The sequence below is a fragment of the Neobacillus sp. S1115 genome (genome assembly GCF_055385565.1).
In genome coordinates, this window is the sequence record NZ_AP038275.1 from 2994804 (window position 1) to 3014789 (window position 19986).

At 40.0% G+C, this 19986-nt stretch carries 20 protein-coding genes; 7 read left to right on the plus strand and 13 right to left on the minus strand.

Annotation, left to right across the window (positions count from 1 at the left end):
- Window positions 1-162 precede the first annotated feature (162 nt).
- Both ACZ5B7_RS14500 and ACZ5B7_RS14505 read left to right on the plus strand, forming a co-directional pair.
- The gene (locus ACZ5B7_RS14500) at window positions 163-1050 is read left to right on the plus strand and encodes a LysR family transcriptional regulator (RefSeq protein ID WP_464494304.1); all 888 of its coding nucleotides are present in this window, start codon (window positions 163-165) and stop codon (window positions 1048-1050) included.
- A gap of 102 nt (window positions 1051-1152) precedes the next feature.
- Window positions 1153-1998 carry an MBL fold metallo-hydrolase gene (locus ACZ5B7_RS14505; RefSeq protein ID WP_464494305.1) on the plus strand — a complete coding sequence of 282 codons (846 nt, stop codon included), beginning with the start codon at window positions 1153-1155 and terminating at the stop codon, window positions 1996-1998.
- Here the strand turns inward: ACZ5B7_RS14505 and ACZ5B7_RS14510 are convergent.
- Together ACZ5B7_RS14510 and ACZ5B7_RS14515 are read right to left on the minus strand one after the other, a co-directional pair.
- A complete protein-coding gene (locus ACZ5B7_RS14510) occupies window positions 1975-2649 on the minus strand; it encodes an NUDIX hydrolase (protein ID WP_464494306.1) in 675 nt (224 codons plus the stop codon). The genes ACZ5B7_RS14505 and ACZ5B7_RS14510 overlap by 24 nt on opposite strands.
- A 121-nt stretch (window positions 2650-2770) precedes the next feature.
- Window positions 2771-3274 (minus strand): DinB family protein, encoded by a 504-nt coding sequence (locus ACZ5B7_RS14515; protein WP_213139961.1) that lies wholly within the window; start codon window positions 3272-3274, stop codon window positions 2771-2773.
- 166 nt (window positions 3275-3440) lie between these two features.
- Here ACZ5B7_RS14515 and ACZ5B7_RS14520 point away from each other — a divergent pair, with 166 nt between their 5' ends.
- On the plus strand, window positions 3441-3836 hold the full coding sequence (locus ACZ5B7_RS14520) for a DUF2243 domain-containing protein (protein WP_423802464.1): 396 nt from the start codon (window positions 3441-3443) through the stop codon (window positions 3834-3836).
- Window positions 3837-4202: 366 nt separating this feature from the next.
- Window positions 4203-5477 (plus strand): IS110 family RNA-guided transposase, encoded by a 1275-nt coding sequence (locus ACZ5B7_RS14525; RefSeq protein ID WP_464490083.1) that lies wholly within the window; start codon window positions 4203-4205, stop codon window positions 5475-5477.
- Window positions 5478-6279: 802 nt separating this feature from the next.
- On the opposite strand, the gene clpP is transcribed toward ACZ5B7_RS14525, so the two are convergent.
- From clpP to ACZ5B7_RS14550, 5 genes are all read right to left on the minus strand, one after another.
- Entirely contained in the window at window positions 6280-6864 is a 585-nt protein-coding gene (gene clpP / locus ACZ5B7_RS14530; protein ID WP_464494307.1) for an ATP-dependent Clp endopeptidase proteolytic subunit ClpP, read from the minus strand.
- Between the two features lie 28 nt (window positions 6865-6892).
- The gene (locus tag ACZ5B7_RS14535) at window positions 6893-7573 is read right to left on the minus strand and encodes a sigma factor-like helix-turn-helix DNA-binding protein (RefSeq protein ID WP_464494498.1); all 681 of its coding nucleotides are present in this window, start codon (window positions 7571-7573) and stop codon (window positions 6893-6895) included.
- Between the two features lie 155 nt (window positions 7574-7728).
- Window positions 7729-7875, minus strand: a complete 147-nt coding sequence (locus ACZ5B7_RS14540) for a hypothetical protein (protein WP_464494308.1) — start codon at window positions 7873-7875, stop codon at window positions 7729-7731.
- A gap of 103 nt (window positions 7876-7978) precedes the next feature.
- A complete protein-coding gene (deoD, locus tag ACZ5B7_RS14545; RefSeq protein ID WP_464494499.1) occupies window positions 7979-8683 on the minus strand; it encodes a purine-nucleoside phosphorylase in 705 nt (234 codons plus the stop codon).
- A 141-nt stretch (window positions 8684-8824) separates the two neighbouring features.
- The gene (locus ACZ5B7_RS14550; RefSeq protein WP_464494309.1) at window positions 8825-9394 is read right to left on the minus strand and encodes a YitT family protein; all 570 of its coding nucleotides are present in this window, start codon (window positions 9392-9394) and stop codon (window positions 8825-8827) included.
- 159 nt (window positions 9395-9553) lie between these two features.
- Between ACZ5B7_RS14550 and ACZ5B7_RS14555 the strand changes: the two genes are divergently transcribed.
- The gene (locus ACZ5B7_RS14555) at window positions 9554-10678 is read left to right on the plus strand and encodes a CAP domain-containing protein (protein ID WP_464494310.1); all 1125 of its coding nucleotides are present in this window, start codon (window positions 9554-9556) and stop codon (window positions 10676-10678) included.
- A gap of 558 nt (window positions 10679-11236) precedes the next feature.
- Here the strand turns inward: ACZ5B7_RS14555 and ACZ5B7_RS14560 are convergent.
- Together ACZ5B7_RS14560 and ACZ5B7_RS14565 are read right to left on the minus strand one after the other, a co-directional pair.
- Window positions 11237-11938, minus strand: a complete 702-nt coding sequence (locus tag ACZ5B7_RS14560) for a 3-oxoacid CoA-transferase subunit B (RefSeq protein ID WP_464494311.1) — start codon at window positions 11936-11938, stop codon at window positions 11237-11239.
- Window position 11939: 1 nt separating this feature from the next.
- Window positions 11940-12626: a CoA transferase subunit A gene (locus tag ACZ5B7_RS14565; protein WP_464494312.1), complete on the minus strand. Its 687-nt coding sequence runs from the start codon at window positions 12624-12626 to the stop codon at window positions 11940-11942.
- A gap of 399 nt (window positions 12627-13025) precedes the next feature.
- Here ACZ5B7_RS14565 and ACZ5B7_RS14570 point away from each other — a divergent pair, with 399 nt between their 5' ends.
- Both ACZ5B7_RS14570 and ACZ5B7_RS14575 read left to right on the plus strand, forming a co-directional pair.
- Window positions 13026-13802 carry an acetoacetate decarboxylase gene (locus ACZ5B7_RS14570; RefSeq protein WP_464494313.1) on the plus strand — a complete coding sequence of 259 codons (777 nt, stop codon included), beginning with the start codon at window positions 13026-13028 and terminating at the stop codon, window positions 13800-13802.
- Window positions 13803-13977: 175 nt separating this feature from the next.
- Window positions 13978-14172: an alpha/beta-type small acid-soluble spore protein gene (locus ACZ5B7_RS14575; protein ID WP_026576247.1), complete on the plus strand. Its 195-nt coding sequence runs from the start codon at window positions 13978-13980 to the stop codon at window positions 14170-14172.
- 76 nt (window positions 14173-14248) lie between these two features.
- Here the strand turns inward: ACZ5B7_RS14575 and ACZ5B7_RS14580 are convergent, their stop codons facing one another.
- The 4 genes from ACZ5B7_RS14580 to ACZ5B7_RS14595 all read right to left on the minus strand — a co-directional run bounded on the left by ACZ5B7_RS14580 (window position 14249) and on the right by ACZ5B7_RS14595 (window position 19903).
- On the minus strand, window positions 14249-16426 hold the full coding sequence (locus ACZ5B7_RS14580; protein ID WP_464494314.1) for a malate synthase G: 2178 nt from the start codon (window positions 16424-16426) through the stop codon (window positions 14249-14251).
- A 222-nt stretch (window positions 16427-16648) separates the two neighbouring features.
- Complete coding sequence (locus ACZ5B7_RS14585; protein WP_464494315.1) at window positions 16649-17554, minus strand: fumarylacetoacetate hydrolase family protein; 906 nt, start codon at window positions 17552-17554, stop codon at window positions 16649-16651.
- 253 nt (window positions 17555-17807) lie between these two features.
- Window positions 17808-18548 (minus strand): maleate cis-trans isomerase family protein, encoded by a 741-nt coding sequence (locus ACZ5B7_RS14590; protein WP_378581810.1) that lies wholly within the window; start codon window positions 18546-18548, stop codon window positions 17808-17810.
- A 20-nt stretch (window positions 18549-18568) separates the two neighbouring features.
- On the minus strand, window positions 18569-19903 hold the full coding sequence (locus tag ACZ5B7_RS14595) for an MFS transporter (RefSeq protein WP_423802476.1): 1335 nt from the start codon (window positions 19901-19903) through the stop codon (window positions 18569-18571).
- Between the last annotated feature and the right edge of the window lie 83 nt (window positions 19904-19986).

The window sequence follows — 19986 nt, forward strand, 5'->3', positions numbered from 1 at the left end:
TTACTATTATAATAGTTTTACTATTCCTATAAGTCAAGTAGGAATTATAGAAAAACTATGCTTGCGATATGTCATATTCACTTTACCTAATATCTAAACATTAGTAAAATAAATATTAATTATCGAAACTATTAGTTTTTTTAATAATAAGGCGGGATTCATATGCATTACGAAGAATTAAAAACGTTCGTCACCCTTGCAGAGGTGAAAAATTTTACAAAAACGGCAGAGCTGCTGCTAATGTCACAGCCTAGTGTGAGTTTACATATCAAAAATCTTGAGAAAGAATTTCAAACAAAATTATTTCTGCGCTCTCCCAAATTCCTGCAAATCACTCCGACGGGTGAGATACTTTACGAACGAGCCAAACAAATGATTACCATTTATGAACAAACTCGGCAGGACATTCTTGAACACCAAGATTCAATAAAAGGTGAATTAATCATCGGGGCCAGTTTTACGATTGGGGAATACATCCTCCCGGCTTTACTGATTGACCTGCAGAAAGATTATCCGGAATTGGATCTTCATGTAGTGATCGGCAACACAGAGGAAATTGCACAATCAGTAAAACTGTATAAAGTGGATATTGGATTAATTGAGGGTCACACCAACGAAAAGGAATTATCAGTCCATCCGTTTATGGAAGACGAGCTTTTCGTGGTTTCGTCAAACAATCATGAACTCGCTCGAAAAAAAGGAGTTACCATGTCTGACCTGCAGAATCAAACATGGGTAACACGGGAAAATGGTTCGGGAACCCGTGAGTATTTAAATCATGTTATTCGTTCCAATGGTTTGAAGGTCAAATCCTTTTTAACCATCAGCAGCAGCCAAGGAATAAAAGAAACGCTCATTAACGGAATGGGGCTGTCACTTCTGTCCGGCAGTATCATTGACAGGGAGGTCAAGCAAGGGCTGCTATCTATTATTCATATAAAAAATCAAACTTTTAATCGAACTCTTTCATATATATACTCGCCTATCATGGAAGAAAAGCGAAATGTGAAGACGTTTATCTATGCCCTAAACAATAAATGGCTCAGTTAATATTCTTTCCCATCTTTTTAGCAGGATTTTTTCATTAACACGATGAATATGTAAGAAAAATAAATAGAAATCTGCCGAAAAAGGATGAAAGGATGTATTTTTATGAAAAAAGTAAACGATTTTAAGATAATACGTGTGCCCGTTCCGACCCCTACTTTGCTTCCCCATATGACAACCAACTGCTATTTGATTGGGAATGGGGAGGAAAGTATCTTGGTTGACGCCGGATATGACCAACCGGAAACGCGAAGTGTAATAGAAAATGCCCTTGTTGAAAATGAAATCGCTGTCCCAAAAACGATTATTCTTACACACTCCCATCCTGACCATGCTCCTGGTGTTTGTCAGCTTATCGACTGGAATCCGGTTGTGTATTGTCATCACCTTGAAAAAGAGGAAACTCAATCAGTCATTTCGCCTTGGAGCAATATTTCTTTTTTAAATGATTTGGACGTTCTCCGTGTTGCGGGTGAGGAAGTACATATTCTTCATGCCCCTGGCCATACGGCTGGCCAGTTGAACCTGTATATTCCTTCTAAGCAAATTCTCCTCGCAGGGGATAATATCGTCGCGGAAGGAACATCCTGGATTGGCCCTCCGGATGGTGACATGGGTGATTATTTTAAAACCCTCCATCGCCTGCAACAGTTAAAGATCAGTAAAATCGGTCCTGGCCATGGGGAATGGGTTACAACGCCGTATGAGCACATTGAGTTTGTGTTGAACCGAAGATTGTATCGTGAAAACCAAATTAAGGACTTGCTCAAAGAACATCGGTGTTTAACTTCTGTCGATTTAACGAATTTGATTTATCAAGATTCCATTCATCCTAGTGTGTTTGAAGTGGCAAAAAGAACAACTGAGGCACATTTAATCAAATTGATAAACGAGGAATCCGTCGCACAGCATGAAGAAGCCTATATGTTAAAAAACAATCTTGTAGTCTGATCGATTAAACTCCGGCATCGAAAGCTGACCGCTCTTTACATAATGAACAATCGTTTTCAATGTATGAATCGTTGGCGGTGCTAATGGAATTGTTTCCTCTTCATATCGAGTTAGAGCTTCTTTGGGATTAATCCATAAAGAATCATCAATTTCATTTTCATCCGGTATTGGCGTTTGACCCTCGGGCAGCCTGGCCAGGAAGAATTTTGTATCAAAGCGAATTTTGCTCTGACTAGGTGTGACAATTCGGCCAAAATAAGTTAAGTATTCTAGATTCAGATAAAGCGCTTCCTTTTTTAACATGTGTAAAAAAGAAATTTCTCCTTTAATTAACAGACGGCGGTATTCCAGGGCGGTATCTTCTTCCAAAAGAACTGGGGTACCGTCGACTGTTTGACAAAGAAGAATGCCTGCTTCCTCAAATAATTCACGTGCCGCGGCGATATAGTAAGACTGGCTTATTGATTCATCCCGCTTTTCGTTTTTTATATACTCATCATCATGGATGGCATCGCTATCATCTACCGCTCCCCCGGGGAATACATAAATACCTCCCATAAATTTCATCGTTTTCGGTCTTTGTGTCAAGTAAACTCTATCGAGATGATCCAATAACACGACTGTGGATGCAGGTCTTGGTGTAACCTCCATATTTCTACCACCTTTCTGTTATTTATAGTTTAATTACATCTATATTCAACCAACCGAGCAAATTTCCCTTCCTTTTTCCATAAGAAAGAGCACACTATTTTTTAGTGTGCTCGAAAAGCGATTATATGGCTGGTGCTTCCATTCCCATTTGGCCCCATTCTTCTCTGGCAGGACCATATACACCAGGTACCTGAAGTCCGGCTTGACGCATTAGCACGGTCATCTGGCCGCGGTGATGGATGACATGCTTGATGAGAAGATTTAGGGTAACTGCCTTTGGCATCGTCATCCCAAAAACATCTTTCATATCTTTTAAAGAGTCATCGGTCCACTGCTGCTGGACTGCTTCCACGGTGTCGGCACTTACCTTGCGAAATGCATCAGCGATAGTTTTGGCTGAAGTTGGGACTGTTCCTTCATTTTCAACCTGGGCTACATTGATACCGAATTCCTTTAACATTCCCGGTGTACTGGCGACGACATGCCAGGCAATTCTCCCGAGCGAACGATCATCCGCTGACACCATTTGCTGAAGGGAACCGTCAGTCAACGCATCCATGATTTTTTGTGTAGACCCCGCCTCTTGGTTCCATTCCTGCACGAATTCTTGGATTGATGTATACATGATAATTCCTCCGTTTTGTTGGTCATGATTTTCTACCTATATCATTATTACCAAAATGTGGACGTTCATGTATGGTATTTCATCTGCAAAAAATGATTAACGTAGCTTTTATTATCGCTTATAATTTTTAAAGTGGTTTTCAATTTTGCAATAAAGGGGATTTATCATGAGGATACTTGGTGCGATTGCGGCTTTCTTTGTTACAGATTTTTTCTTTCATTTAATTGATGCCTTAGCGATGGGTTTGAAGGCTGAAACGCAAGCGCAGCGGATTGGCGCCGTCTTTTTAGGATTGCTTGTACTTTTGATCTTGATGGCTGTCTTTTACCGCTTCTTTTCACGTTCATTCTTTAACGGGTTTACCGTCGCCGCTGGTTTGTTCTTGAGCTTTGATATTGTTGTCTTTCATTGGATTTTCCAGCTTCATCGAATTACCAATGGGCCGGAAGCCAATTGGCTGGAGCCGCTGTTTGTTGTCTTTGGATCCTTTTTTGTGTGGTTTGGAATCAAAAAAGAACGGTCTGCTGAAGTCAGCAACCATAATGGTATGCCATTTTCATAAAAAACCGCCTGGATTTGACGTTAACGGGTTTACTTGTGGGGTGCAAAACGCTAATTCACAGACCTAATCAGATAGCAAATCACATAAATTTTACAACATAAATCAAAGGATATTTTCACAGTCAAAAAGGCTTAGAGATATTTTTTCATCTCTAAGCCTTTTTTGTATTATCTTTTTTCACTTACTCCCCCTTATGTTGTATAAGTCATTAGACGCTAAAGCGAGTTTGATTAATAAGCGGAGAAATTTCTATTAATTAGCATTCCTGTAGATCGTTATTTTTCGACTTTGAAAAAAATAGAGCTCCTCAGTAAGATATGAGTATAGAGACCAATCTAACTCAAACCTTAAGGAGGAACCCCTATAATGAAGTTTAAAATGCAAAACAAACAAAATCAACTAATAGAAAGAATTTCAGTTAAACATCTAGTTGTTGGAGTTGATATTGCGCAACAATTTCACGTAGCTAGAGCTGTAAATTTCCGTGGAATTATAGTCGGAGATCCAATTACATTTAAAAATACCGAAGAAGGATTTGCTAGTTTTCTAAAATGGATTAAAAATCTTCAAAGATTAAACAACCTGGATGAAGCTATTGTTGGGATGGAGCCAACTGGACACTACTGGATCAATCTTTCAAAATGGCTTTCTAATCAAGATATTGAAGTAGTAACTGTAAACCCACATTTAGTAAAAAAGAATAAAGAAAATCGTGATAATACTCAATCAAAAAGTGATAAAAAAGATGCCTTAGTTATCGCTGATATGGTAAAGAACGGTTATTATTCTGAAGTTAGGTACACATCGGAAACATTCGAAAAACTTAGGATCCTGATGTCTAACCGTGATGTAGTAGTTAAACGCCTTGTTAGTTCTATTAATCAATTAAACCGTTGGGTAGATATTGTCTTTCCTGAATTCCGACAGGTATTTAAGGATATTACGGCTAAAGGGGCAATCACAACCCTTCGTTTATTCCCGTCCCCTATGGACTTAGAGAATATGCAGCCTCACGAGGTTATTACAGGTTGGAAATCTGTGATGAAGAGGCACCCTGGATTAAAGAAAGCCCTATTACTCCTCCAGTTGGCTAAGAAATCTGTAGGTACTAGACAGGCACTTGATGCCTATAAATTTCATTTAGAGCAGCTATTAGAGGAATATGACTTAGCCGTAAAACAACTCGAAAGAGTGGAACAACAAGTTACCGCTGCACTAAATAAAATACCTTTCGCTAAGATGTTACTTGCCATAAAGGGGATAAGTGAAATTTCTTTAGCTGGGATATTGGGTGAAGCGGGGGACTTAAGTCGTTTTACTCACGGTAATTCCCTTCTTCGCCATGCTGGATTGCATTTAGTCGAAGCAAGTTCAGGGAAATGGAAAGGTCAAATTGTCATTTCCAAGCGAGGACGCTCCAGACTAAGGCGATTCCTTTACTTAGCTACAATTAGTCTTGTAGTGAATAACCCAGAATTTCGGGCATTACATTCTCAAAATGTCAAAGTAAAAAAAATGAAGAAAATAAAATCAATTATGAAGTTAATTGGCAAGTTGGCCAGGATCTTTGTAAGTATATCTAGACGAAACGAATCATATTGTCCTGATAAAATCAAACCATTATCACCGTTGGCAGCTTAATGAAATTTCAGAAATAAAGATTATTTATCGCCCTGAAATAAATAATATTGGACACTCATATTAATCGAATGTTGGCATATTCGCAGGATTTCAAATATGTACGGAGTACCAGATTCTATTTTCGTAAGGGCACAGACCCATTTAATTAGCAAAACTGGCCTCCACCCCTTGGATAGGCATGACGAAGGAATGATAGGGCAGACGACCCGTTGAGACATGGGAGGGAAAGCCTCCAGGGGAGGCGTGGAGATGTACATTATATGGTAAAATATGGGGAACTAATTCGCTCCTCTATTTGACTATGCCTTCACGAAGCCATAATGATTTAAACTTATTTCATTTTATCGTTAACGCTAAATCAAGGGTTATGAAATCCTGCGAATAAGCGAGTATTCGAGAGAAAATCGTATTAAACTGAGGGAGGAAATAGCACTGAAAATGGCTTAAATAAGCGGAAAGATTCCGACTATTGGCTCGAAAAACGTGAAAATGGGTAATTTTTCTTTACTTAATCGGAAAAACTCCGCTTATATACAACGAACCGAGTCTATTCTGCAGTCTAACCGAAAAAATTCCGCTTATTTCGCAAATAACTCACCCACCCTACAATAATTATTTCATACCGAGTGATTTACAATGTGAATTAGGACAAAATAAGCAACAAAAGGCTGCCGAAATTTTGATTAATCAATAAAAAACGCACTGTGAATTATATTGGGAATTCAAGTGCGTTTTCCTATGTGTTTTAAAACGTTTGCACCTCTAAAGTAAACGAGTTAATTTGTAGTCCAGGCGGTTTTTGTTAACGCTTCGGATATAAAATCTCATCTATGATCCCATACTCTTTAGCTTCTTCTGCGCTCATGAAGAAATCGCGGTCTGTATCCTTCGCTACTTTTTCAATCGGCTGGCCGGTTCGCTCTGCAATAATTTGATTGATGTGCTCCCGTAGTTTTAAAATGCGGCGAGCGGAAATTTCAATTTCCGTTGCCTGCCCTCTAGCCCCTCCCAACGGCTGATGAATCATAATTTCACTGTTTGGCAGGGCAAATCGTTTCCCTTTTGTACCAGCCAGGAGCAGCATGGCTCCAAACGATGCCGCCATTCCGGTGCAGATGGTGCGGACATCCGCCTGAATATATTGCATTGTATCAAAGATGGCGAATCCAGCTGATGTTGATCCTCCCGGAGAGTTAATATAAAGGGAAATTTCTTTCTCTGGGTTATCTGCTGCTAAAAATAAAAGCTGTGCTACCACGCTGTTGGCCACATGGTCATTGATTTCATCGCCAATAATGATAATTCTATCCTTTAACAAGCGCGAGTATATATCATAGGATCGTTCGCCGCGATTCGTGTTTTCAATTACGTATGGAATTGTACTCATAATTACCGTCTCCTTATAAGCAATTTGGCTAAGCAGCCATGCAGAGAGTGCTGGAAGGAGATAATTTTTTTGTAGTAATTGCTTTTGGAATTTCAGAGATGATAGCGTGAATTTCTTCTATAAGGGTCGTTGGATCTTCTGTTTTCAAAGCTTCATAAAAAAGCTCGGATAATTGCTCACGTTCAGCATCATTCCAATGTGGTTCAATCGTTAGTAAATGACCTTCTTCATTTAACTTTTCCAAACGGTTTTTAGAACGATGCAAACTAGCCTTTACCGCCATCTCGGATGTATTTAAAATTTCAGCAATTTCCTTTATCTGATATTGAAACGCCTCTTTTAATAAAAAAATAATCGACTGCTTTGGTGTGAAATGGTTGATGAGCATCTCAACCGTATTGAATAGTTCATCTCGATTAGCGTTTTGGCAAGCGCCGGCAATTTCAGTATCCTCTTGAAGGCTTTCTTTTTTTCTTTTGCGAATGACGTCCACCCAGTGGTTATAAGCAATTTTATTTAACAGGGCTGGCGTTACGCTTTGCTGTTGATTTTCATACCTTAATGCTTTTAGATATGTTTCTTGTGCAACATCGTCCCCATCCCACATGTTTTGAGTAAGAAAGTGACAATACTGCTTTAGTTTTGGATACTGCTCCTGCCAGTATAAATCCGCTTGTTCATCGACTTTCGGGTTAAGCTTGTGTAACATGGTTTTCACTCCTTTTGCACTCTCTACACTATAAACGTTTATTGGGAGACGAAAAGATACGGGGTTGGAAAATTCTTTTATAAATTTAATTTATCATATTCAATAATGAATGTATTAACACGACATACACAAAAAAACGCCATCTATGGCGTTTTTTATGACAATTGGTTGTTATTTTCATTAATCATCTCTTTAACATCTTGAGAAATCTTATCGAAGGTTTGATTTACTCTATTCATTATAGCTTCATTATCTGTATCTTTTGCTTGGTTTTCGGAAATTTGGGTATTATCTTTTTCCATAAATTTCACCTCCACTTTTAGAGTGCTTCATTATGGAAAAATTTATTACACTATGAAGGAATCGAGTTAACATAATATAATTATGGATTTCCACAATATTTATTTATGCCAACTCCAGCGCAACCTCCATCATGTTTGTAAAGGCAGATTGTCTTTCCTCTGGGGTTGTTTGTTCGCGGCGAAGAATATGGTCGCTTACTGTTAGGATCGTAAGGGCATTTACCCCTGCATAGGCAGCGTTCAGATAAAGTCCGGCCGTCTCCATCTCCACTGAGAGAATCCCCATCTTCTGCCACTTTTCCAGTGCGGTTGGGTCAGCATTGTAGAAAATATCACTGGTCAGGATATTTCCAACATGTACTGGGAGCCCTTTTTGATCTGCCGCTTTCTTTGCTTTGTCCAATAATTCAAAAGATGCAATATTGGCAAATTCACCGGGTAAATTGTATTGGTGGACATAACGAGAGTCGGTTGAGGCGCCCATCGCCAGTACAAGATCATACAAATTCATATGATCCTGAATGGCTCCGCAGGTTCCAATCCTTATTAAATTTTTTACCCCAAAAATATGTATCAGTTCCCAGGAATAAAGGCTCATGCTTGGCATTCCCATTCCAGTCCCCATGACGGAAATTTTCTTCCCTTTATACGTTCCGGTATATCCGAACATATTCCGAACGGAATTGAATTGCTGAGCATCTTCTAAATACGTCTCCATAATAAACTTTGCCCGTAATGGGTCACCCGGTAAAAGGATGGTTTCTGCAATTTCCACACCATTCGGTTTGATATGCGGTGTTTCTTTCATCTCGTTCATGATGTTTTCTCCTTTGTGCTAAAGCTAATTTTTATTAAGTTCTCGCTTTTTGCCTTTTTTGATTCAATATTATTAAAAGATACCATTAATAGAAATAATTCTCTATTTTTACATTAATCAATTAACACAAAGTTAATAACCTTCAATTAAGGATGTGATAATCCCTACAGTTACAATAGCCAAACATGAATAAAGAAAGTGATGAACATCCAGTACGGTGAATCCTGCCAAAACAATCAGTCCATCTATGAAAATAATGGTTAGTGCCAGATTGATTGAAAAGCGTCTCGATATAAGTTTGGCAAGTAAATCCGTACCCCCTGTGCTGGTTTTATGACGGAGCATAAGTCCCACACCGATTCCAATGATGATTCCTCCAACCAGCGCACCGGTCAAACTTGAAACGGAAAATTCGTCTCGAAGCGGTGCAAGCAAATCAATAAATAATGATGAGACAAGCAGCCCTTGAATGCTGCTTAAAAAATATGCTTTTTCTTTTAGCAATGCCAGTATACATATTGGGAGACTTAATACAATCATTGATAACCCAGTTTGGAATTTAAAAAAATAATAAATAATGAGAGCGATTCCCAAAATCCCGCCATCGATTAAATGGTTAGGAATAAAGAACCCGTTAACCCCGATACCAAGCAGCAGACTTCCAACCATCGTAGCAAAAAATTTCTCAAAAATAGTAATCACCTTGTCCAACCTTTTTATTTTATGATATGAAGGCATCAAAAAATTAAGAATAAGCGAATTTGCAACATTTTCTGTTAAAATAGTAACTAAACCCATAGAGACACTTATAGATAACAGTAGGATTGGCGAAAATGAAATTAGTTATGGAGGTGGAAAAATTTGACTCGAATATTAGCTATTATTTCATTATTATTTTTATTTAATTATTCAGCCCCGCTAATTGAACAAAAATTTGCCCAGACCGATAAGGTGCAAGCAATTGATAAGATCCAATCAGAGGTAAATATTCCGGAAATCATGTCAGCGATTGGTCAAATATTTGCCCAAGTTGAACAGCTGCTGAAACAGTTAAACGTAAACTTGGAAGAACTTCCAAAGACACCAAAAAAAGAAGAACCGATTGAAAAAATTGAGCTGCAAACACCTGACAAACAACTCTTTTCTATATCAAATATTGAATTAGGCCAGACTAAGGAACAAATTGAAATGAATGTAGGAGCAGCCAAACGATCTTCCCTTAATGAGTATGGGAGCGATTGGAACGCCTACCACACTAATTACCATAATTTTTTAATGGTGATGTACGATGGAAACAATAAAGCTTCAGGAGTATATACGGACCAGGATTTAATCTCTTCTGCAAATGGGATTAAGCGCGGAAGCTCAAAGGACGAGGTTCATACAATCTTGGGCAATCCTCTAAAGCAAATTCAAAAAGGACGGTATGTCTATCAATTTGAGGAAGACAGGGATTATGATGTATATTTGCAGGATAATGCGTATGTGACTATTTTTTATGATAAACACGAGGGCAATACGGTAACTGCGATGCAGATAATCAGAAAAGACATTGAGGATGAGAAAACTGATTTTTACACGAAAGCAAGTCCTGAATTAAAAGAGGGTTTTGAGTACCAGATGTTTGATTTAACCAATGCTGCTCGAGTGAATCATCAGCTTCCTGTCCTGACATGGGATGAGCACGTGAGAGAAACAGCACGAAAGCACAGCTCGGATATGGCTGTTAATAACTATTTTGACCATACCAATCTTAAAGGACAATCCCCGTTTGATCGAATGAAAGAAGATGATATTATTTTTCGTTTGGCCGGAGAAAATCTTGCCTACGGACAGTTTAGCAGTATTTTTGCGCATGAAGGGCTGATGAACTCGCTCGGCCATCGGGAAAATATTTTGCGTGAAGGATATCGATATCTTGGTGTAGGGGTCGCATTTAATAACGAGTCACACCCATACTATACAGAAAACTTTTATGCAAAATAGCCAGTATACCCATCCCAGCATTACATTTTGGACAGCAGTAGGCACCATAAAAAAAGGAATCCAAAAGGGTTTCAGGCTATCGAAAAAACTTTGATAGCCTTTTGTTTTTCTTGATTGGGTGAACGTCCGTATAACCCGGGTTCGGACACTTCCTCCTCTTTTTCAAGTGATTTTGTCCGAAGATTGTACGGGTTCGGACACTTCCTCCTCTTTTTCAAGTGGGTTTGTCCGAAGATAGCACTGGTTCGGACACTTCCTTCCCTTTATTAAGTGATTTTGTCCGAAGATAGCACTGGTTCGGACACTTTATCTCTTTTTCAAGCGATTTGTCCGAAAGTAGCAATAGTTCGGACACTTCATCCCATTTTACAACTTGGACCTCCTCGAGGAAAAAAAAGGTGACTGGAGCGTAAATATCATCAGGCCAGTTAGCAGGGACAATCATTAATGATTTAAACAAAATGAAAAATTGCCGAGAAAAATACCCTTTCTCGGCAATCTGAGGAACCTTTGAAGGTTCATATTTTATTAATATGATATCGTTTCAGATAGCAATTTCTATTTTAATACAAGCTGCTCTTCTGTAACGGAATTCCGATTGACCCATTTGAAATCCCCCGCAATTTCGTAGGAAGCAGGTGTCATTTCCTTCAATTGTTCGAAAGTAAGTTCATCCACCATTTCTACCAGATAAAGCTTCCCTTCCCGGAATTTAAAGACAGCATACTCCGTAACGATAGTGTCGACGCGATTTTTTGCAGTTAAAGGATAGGTACACTCCGGAAGGATTTTCGGTTCTCCTTTAGGTGATAGGTGCGTCATCGCGGCAATGACTCGTTTTGCTCCAACAACGAGGTCCATTGCTCCTCCTACACCAAGAACATCCTTTCCTGGTACTGCCCAACTAGCAATATCACCTGTTTCGGAAACCTGCAGTGCTCCAATAACAGTAGCATCAAGATGGCCGCCGCGCATGATACAAAATGATAATGAACTATCAAAATAGGAAGCATGCGGCAGTGCTGTAATTGGCTGAACACCTGAAGCATTCACCAAATCCATGTTTTCCGGATCAACAACAAAATCAGGTCCGGGTTCTGGTCCGGCACCCAAGATGCCGTTTTCAGAATGCAGGGTAACAACTCCCTTTGGCAAATAATCTGCCACCAGGGTTGGGATTCCAATTCCAAGATTTACACAACCTAAAGATAATTCCTGTGCACAACGCCATGCTATATAATGCTTAACAGAGTAGCTCATCTTACACTTCCTCCCTTTTTACAACAATATCAACAAAGATAAATGGTGTAACAATCTTATCCGGATCCAACTCACCAATTTCCACAATTTCGTCTACTTCTACAATCGTTAATTTGGCTGCAGTTGCCATGGCTGGGTTAAAGTTTTGCGCTGTCTTTTTATAGACAAGATTACCCGCTTTATCAGCCTTATGGGCACGGATAATTGCCACATCAGCAGTCAGTGATTGTTCAAGGACATGCTCGCGTCCGTTATATGTACGTGTTTCCTTCCCACGGGCCAGATCTGTTCCCGCAGCTGTTGGGGTGAAAAATGCTGGAATCCCTGCTCCGCCTAGACGAATCGCTTCTGTAAATGTCCCTTGCGGCAATAACTCGATTTCAACACTTCCCTCACGATTCGCTTTCACAAGTTCCTTATTTGTGGAAAAGAAACTCCCAACTACTTTTTTGATGCGATTTTGCTCAAACAAATCATTTAGAATAGACACACTTCCAAGACTATTAGTAATTAGGGTGAGATCACTTAGCTCTTCCCGTCTAACTAACGCCCTTGAAAGATGACGCGGCATACCAGGGAAACCGAATCCCCCTACCATAATACTGGAACCTTCGGGTATCTTCCCGATAGCCTCGTCTGCTGATAAGAATTGCACCTTCGTTTGAATCTGTTCAATCGTATCGTTCATCCTGCATTCTCCTTATGAATTTACTGTTTTTCACTTTCATACTAACCGGTTGGTATGTTATCATGTTAAATAATAAGACAAAAGGTAATTTTCTGTCAATTGATATTTCAATAATATTTTTTTCTTTTGAGAATAATATTTTTTTCGCGTTATTCCAAAAAAACTTAACTTTGAAGAGTGTCAATATAATAATACAATCATTACAAAACATTGTCATAACAATATTTTCGTGCTTTTTCGACAAAAATCTAAAAATTTTGACTAGTCTGCTTATTTTGTTGACAAAGCCATAATAGCATGTACAATAATAACTGTATTGTTATTCAATTTTTATTTTTTAATAGGTTTTTATTATTTAAATAATTTACATATTATTAAACTATTGAAAGGATGTTTGAAATGAAATTAGAAGAAGTTGCAAAACAAATCTCCACGCCGCTGGATGCACCTGCTTTCCCACGCGGGCCATATCGATTTAATAATCGCGAATACTTAAACATCGTCTATCGTACTGACATCGAGGCTTTAAGAAAGGTAGTACCTGAACCGCTTGAAATCGATGAGCCGCTTGTGAAGTTTGAGGTCATCCGGATGCCGGATGTGACCGGTCTGGGCTCTTACACGGAGTGCGGTCAAGTTATCCAGGTTAATTATAATGGCGAAAAAGGTGACTATGTACACTGCATGTATGTGGATAATCATCCTGCAATTGCGGCAGGCCGTGAAGTTGGGGCGTATCCTAAGAAATTGGGTAAACCTAGTTTATACATAGATTCTGACACATTGGTAGGTACTTTAGACTATGGAACATTACGAGTTGCAACCGCTACTATGGGTTATAAGCACCAGCAGATCGATTTGGAAGCAGCTCGTGAAGAAATTTGTAAGCCGTACTATATGCTAAAGCTTATTCGGGGACAGAATGGAAAGCCTCGTATTTGTGAGTTGGTGCGAGGAGAGATTAAGGACATTACAATCAAAGGCGCATGGACTTCCCCTGCCCGCCTGCAGCTATTTGCTCATGCTCTTGCACCGCTGGCGGACTTTCCTGTGCTAGAAATCGTCTCTGCTTCCCATATTCTTACGGATCTAAGCCTTCCTCGTACAGAAGTGGTTCATGACTACCTTGCCACAGAGGGATCACTAACACAAAAAGAATTAGTCAGCCAAAAATAAACAATAAAAAAGAAGAAACGGAGCCTGTCCCCAAGACTTTACTACAGTAAAGAATAGGGTCAGGCCTTTTTACGGTATGAAGCGTCTTGCACCACGAATTAGCTTTTTCAAATTGGATACATTATATACGAGCAATATTTTTATTGCTCAAAAACTTCGTCGGGAGTGATGTATCATGGCTAGAAACAAACTATTGGTTCCTGGTGCAGGCAATGTTCTGGATCAAATGAAGGAAGAAATCGCCAACGAGTTTGGAGTGCAGCTTGGTGCTGATACGACCGCACGAGCGAATGGTTCAGTCGGCGGCGAAATGACCAAACGTCTCGTTGCTTATGCTGAACAATCCCTGCGAAATCAACAAGGCCAATAACCTGTGATTTCAACGAAAAAAGCTGCCTCGTTGGGCAGCTTTTTTCATTTTTTAACCAGGTGATATCACCCGCTGATTAATTTTTTACGGATAATTTTGCTTTTAATTCCAGGCGGCGGCGGTGAAGGATTGGTTCGGTATAACCGTTTGGCTGGTCGTATCCTTCGAAAACAAGGTCACAGGCTGCCTGGAAGGCAACTGAATCCTCATAGTCAGGCGCCATCGGACGGTAGTTGGCATCACCAGCATTTTGGGCATCAACCACTTTTGCCATCCGCTTAAGTGTCTCTACTACTTGCTCTTTCGTACAAATTCCATGATGAAGCCAGTTGGCAATATGTTGACTGGAAATCCTTAGCGTCGCACGGTCTTCCATTAAACCTATATTGTTAATATCCGGAACCTTGGAGCATCCAACCCCTTGGTCAATCCAGCGGACAACATATCCCAGGATGCCTTGAGCGTTGTTGTCGAGCTCCTGCTGGATTTCTTCAGCAGTCCAATTACGGCTCGGAGACACAGGAATTTCTAAAATATCGTCTCGCAAATCTTTAATCTCATTTTTTAATTGTTCCTGAACACTTGTAACGTCTACTTGGTGATAATGCAGCACATGAAGGGTGGCAGCTGTTGGCGACGGAACCCATGCCGTATTGGCGCCTGCTTTCGGATGACCGATTTTTTGTTTCAGCATTTCTGCCATTAAATCTGGCATTGCCCACATTCCTTTACCGATTTGCGCGCAACCTTGCAGTCCTGTAGCTAAGCCATTATAGACATTTGACTTTTCATAGCTTTGCAACCATAGCGATGACTTCATCTCATTTTTACGAATCATCGGACCGATTTCCATCGAAGTATGCATTTCGTCACCTGTTCTGTCCAGGAAGCCTGTATTAATGAAGACGATTCTTTCTTTTACCGCATGAATACAATTCTTTAAGTTTAAAGATGTGCGGCGCTCTTCGTCCATTACACCAATTTTTAAGGTATTCTTTTTAAGGCCGAGAATTTCTTCTACACGCTCAAAAATCTCATTTGCGAATGCTACCTCTGCGGATCCATGCATCTTGGGCTTTACAATATAAATGGAACCTTTGCTGGAATTTTGATAAGTTCCGTTCCCTAGCAATGTATGCTTGGCAAGCAAACTTGTCACTACTGCATCTATGATGCCTTCAGGCACTTCATTGCCGTCCTTATCCAAGATTGCATTGTTGGTCATTAAGTGGCCCACGTTCCTTACAAACATTAGGGAACGACCCTTAAGTGAGATAATTTTTCCATCTGGCGAAGTATATTCTCTGTCAGGGTTTAATTTGCGAGTGAGTGTCTTATCACCCTTTTCAAAACTTGCTGTTAAATCACCTTTCATCAACCCAAGCCAGTTTCGGTAAACGCCAACCTTGTCTTCTGCATCAACCGCCGCTACCGAATCCTCACAATCCATTATGGTGGTTAAAGCTGATTCTAACAGGATATCTTTGACTCCTGCTTTATCAGTTTTACCGACCGGATGGCTCCGGTCCACTTGAATTTCAAAATAAAGGCCATTATTTTTCAAAAGGATTGCGTATGGCGCAACAGAGTTTCCTTGATAGCCCGCAAATTTAGCTTCATCTTGAAGGCCAACAGTAGTTCCATTGCTTAAAGCTACAGCCAATTTCCCTGATTCAACTGCATATTGAACAGCATCTTTGTGGCTTCCGCCATTCAAAGGAACGCACTTGTCAAGGAATTCTCTTGCGAATGTAATAACCTTTTCACCACGAACAGGATTATAACTTCCTTCACGTGTAGCTCCGCCGTCTTCGCTAATTGCATCTGTTCCGTACAGCGCATCATACAGGCTTCCCCATCGGGCATTTGCCGCATTAAGGGCGTATCTGGCATTATCCACCGGCACCACTAGCTGAGGGCCTGCTTTAAGTGCCACTTCTTCATCAACGTTTTCTGTTGTGACCTGAAAATCTTCCACTTCAGGCTCTATGTAGCCAATTTCTTTTAAAAATTGTTTGTAGCTTTCGGCATCAAAGTCTTTGTTTTCCTTATGCCATTTATTGATTTTGTCTTGGATTACATCCCGCTTGGCAAGTAATTCACGATTTTTTGGTGCCAGTTCTTCGATAATTTTTTCAAAATTGGACCAAAATGCAGCAGCTTCAAGATTGGTTCCCGGAAGTGCCTCATCATTGATAAATCGATAAAGGATACCAGCAACCTGTAGATTTCCCGCCTTAACATAGTTGGACATACTATAATTCCTCCTTAAAACTAGTAGTTATTTAAAATCCTAAACTATAAATGTTTGGATTAACAACCATAAATTTGAAATTAACCATTTACAGAAAACCTTTATTAATACAGTCTATAATTATAAAAACTGTTATATTACACAATTAAAGATTAGCATTTTCAGATAGTATATTCAATATTTATTTATTAATTTTCCAACAATTCAATTTCTTCATAATTATTATTCTACTATGGAACTGCTATATCCTTCAGATTTAAACTTATTCTTCAATGTGCCCAATTTGTCTATCTCAATTGAGATTTCATCGCTATCCTTTAGCCAAACCTGCTGTTCTTCAGGTTTACCGAGAATGACTCCCGCTGGTGTACCTGTTAAAATGACGTCCCCCGGATGAAGAGTAAAATGGTCAGAAATATAGCTTATAAGTTCCTCACATGGAAAAATCATATTGGAAGTGTTGGAATCCTGACAAACCTCTCCATTAAGCTTTGTAATAATCCTTAAATTATTGGGATTTTCAACTTCTTCTTTACTGACAAGATACGGACCAAGCGGGCAAAATCCGTCACAGGATTTGCCTAACAGCCACTGTCCGGTTACCTTTTGAAGGTCGCGGGCCGTTAAATCATTGGTAATACAATATCCATAGATAACGGAAAGGGCTTCTTCCTTCTTCACATTTTTGGCCTTTTTACCAATAATAATCGCTATTTCACCTTCATAATCCACTTGCTTTGTATTTTTTTGCAACAAGATGTCTTCACCGTGGGACCGGATGGCTGTATTAAATTTGCTGAAGATAATTGGGACAGGTGGTAATGGGAGCCCGCACTCTGCTGCATGATCCTTGTAATTAAGACCAACGCCAATGATTTTTTGCGGTTCAGTAACACAAGGGCCGAAGGTCAATGACTCCTCTTCTAAGAATAGCGAATCCTCCATGTTAGACAAATCTAATAACTCTCGAAGCTTTTTTGGCCCAAAAGCAATTAGTTCAGCCGTTGTTTTCGGCGCAGATTGAATATGGGGGAGTTTATTAACGGCTGCCTCTACGTCCAAGATTCCTCTTTCTGTTTTAATACCCAGGCACAGCTGTTCTTCTTTATAAAAATTTAACGAGATCATTGCTTTCCCTCCGTTTTTGTAAAAAATAGAATTTATTTTCCAAAAAATTTTCAAGCGTTCCTTATTGTTGTATAATTTATATTGGTTCTGTCATTGAAAATGGTATACATCGGGGTTGGGTCAGCCAATCTTCTGTCCCGTAAAATGTATGGAGTCGTCAGTGAAGACGAAAAAACACCATGCAGCACCCAATTGCTTCTAAAAAAAAAAGAGCATTCCAACCCCGCCAGGTTGAAATGCCCATGAAAAAGTATTAGTTGTTTACTGTTACCCTTGAAAACAGTTTTCCCCAACCCTTTACTTTGGCAGGATCGACATTGACCATTTTTAAACACTCCCAGATTAGCACGTTGATCGTGTCATACATTGGGATTTCATACTTTTCCTCATAGTATTCTACTTTTCCAACCGCAGGGAAGTTTGTACACACCACGCTTAGAGCATCTGCAGGTGTCACGCACACTTCCTTAATCTGCTCCTCAATTCTTTCCTGTGAAACTTGACTGAAAGAACGGTTGACAGTTTGGGCAAGTCCAGAAACATTAACCGTCTCTACATTACAATGCTTTTTATATTGTTCAACAATTAATTTATTGATTTCCGGGATATATGGTGTAACCATGTGGATTGATTTAATATTATGTTCTTTAAATGCTCTCACCTGTGACAGCATGGAAGTTGTAGCCGGGATACCCGTTCTTTTTGTAATTTCTTCACAAAGCTTATAATCCATATCAAAGCCTAGCCATCCGCCAGATGTACCGTTCCAGGCAATCACATCTACTTCTGCATGGGCCAACAGTTCAGCTGCTTGCAGCATCGGTTCAAAATTAAATTGGCTGAGAGCATCCTGTTCCAGTGAGATTTTTGTTACCTCAAAACGTCCATAATGGCAGGTAACTTCCGGTACATTGTATAACATTCTTGAGCAGATAGGCTCTAAAACCGTATTGGATGACGGTGTAAGCATTCCGATTTTCTTTGGTTCTGACATAATTACTTTTTCCTCCTTCATTAATTGACTGAGCCAATTTTCTTATTGTAGTTAATTAAGCTAGATACGGTTGCCAAGAGAATTCCGGCAAAGACGAACACCATAAGGGCTAAGAAATAGGAACCTGTTGTTGATACAATAATACCTACATAAATAGGTGTGATGACACCAGCAATATTCCCGGCAAAGTTCATACATCCGCCGACAGTTCCGACATGCTCGCGCTGTGAAATGGCTGCAGGTACACTCCAATATAAACCTCCCCAGCGCAGGAAGAATAGTGCAAAGGAAAGTGTCGTAATGGCCATGGTTACGGAAGTGGACTTAGATAAAAGGAAAATTGAGATCGCAGTCATAATACCGGCGATAGACAGCATGGTTCGCATAACGGTATTGTCATTGCCGCCCTTTTCACGCCATTTATCCGTAATCAATCCGCCAATAATCTCACCAATAAACCCGGCACCAAAAATGATTAAAATCGATCCGCCAATCGCTTTAATGTCTAGGTTTTGTGTTTGTGCCAGATATGATGGCCCCCATGTCATCAGCCCATAGAAAACAGTATTGAACGAAAACCAGCCAAGGCACATGCACCAGAAATTTCTTGCGGTCAAGTAGTCCTTTGGGCCGATTTTTAAACCAGTGGCATTACGCTTATGTTCTTCATATTCTTCTTCAAGTGCTTTTCTGATATATTCGCGCTCTGCTTCATTGACTTTTGGGTTGGCATTCGGTCCGCCTTTGATAACCCTCCAGACAAGATAGGCAACCACGATGGTCAAAATACCGGCGCCAATCAATGCGCCGCGCCAGCCGCCAAACCAGGCCATAAAGGCAACAATAATCGGTCCGCCTACAGCTGTTCCCAGTGGTGCACCACTATCAATGATGGTAGCGCCGCGGCCCCGTTCGCTTTTGCTCAGCCAAATCGCCTGTAATTTTGATGATCCTGGCATTACAGGTGCTTCCGTTATGCCCAATAACACACGGAGTGTCATCAGCATTTTCGGTCCATTGATGAAACCTGTTAATGTTTGGACAATACCCCAGCCAAGTGCTGCCCCGAACACGACTTTATCAGGACGGATTTTGTCAGACAGCCAGCCAGATGGAATTTGCATGAGGGCATAGCCCCAGAAGAATGAACTTAAGATGACTCCGACGATCGCAGGGTCTAGCGCTAGGTCCTTTTGAATTGCCGGCATGGCAATCGATAGAACTGCGCGGTCCACATAGTTGATTGTAACAAGGGCTAAAAGCATAATAAATACGCGCCAACGCACATTCGTTGGTTTTGCAGCGAGTGCCGCATTTGGATTTTTTGAAACTTTAAGACCAGTTCCACCTTGCATAAAAATCCCCCTTTAATAGATTTCATTGTTTTTCCAAAAAAACGAAACCAATGTACGATGTGTTTTGCGATTATCGAATTACT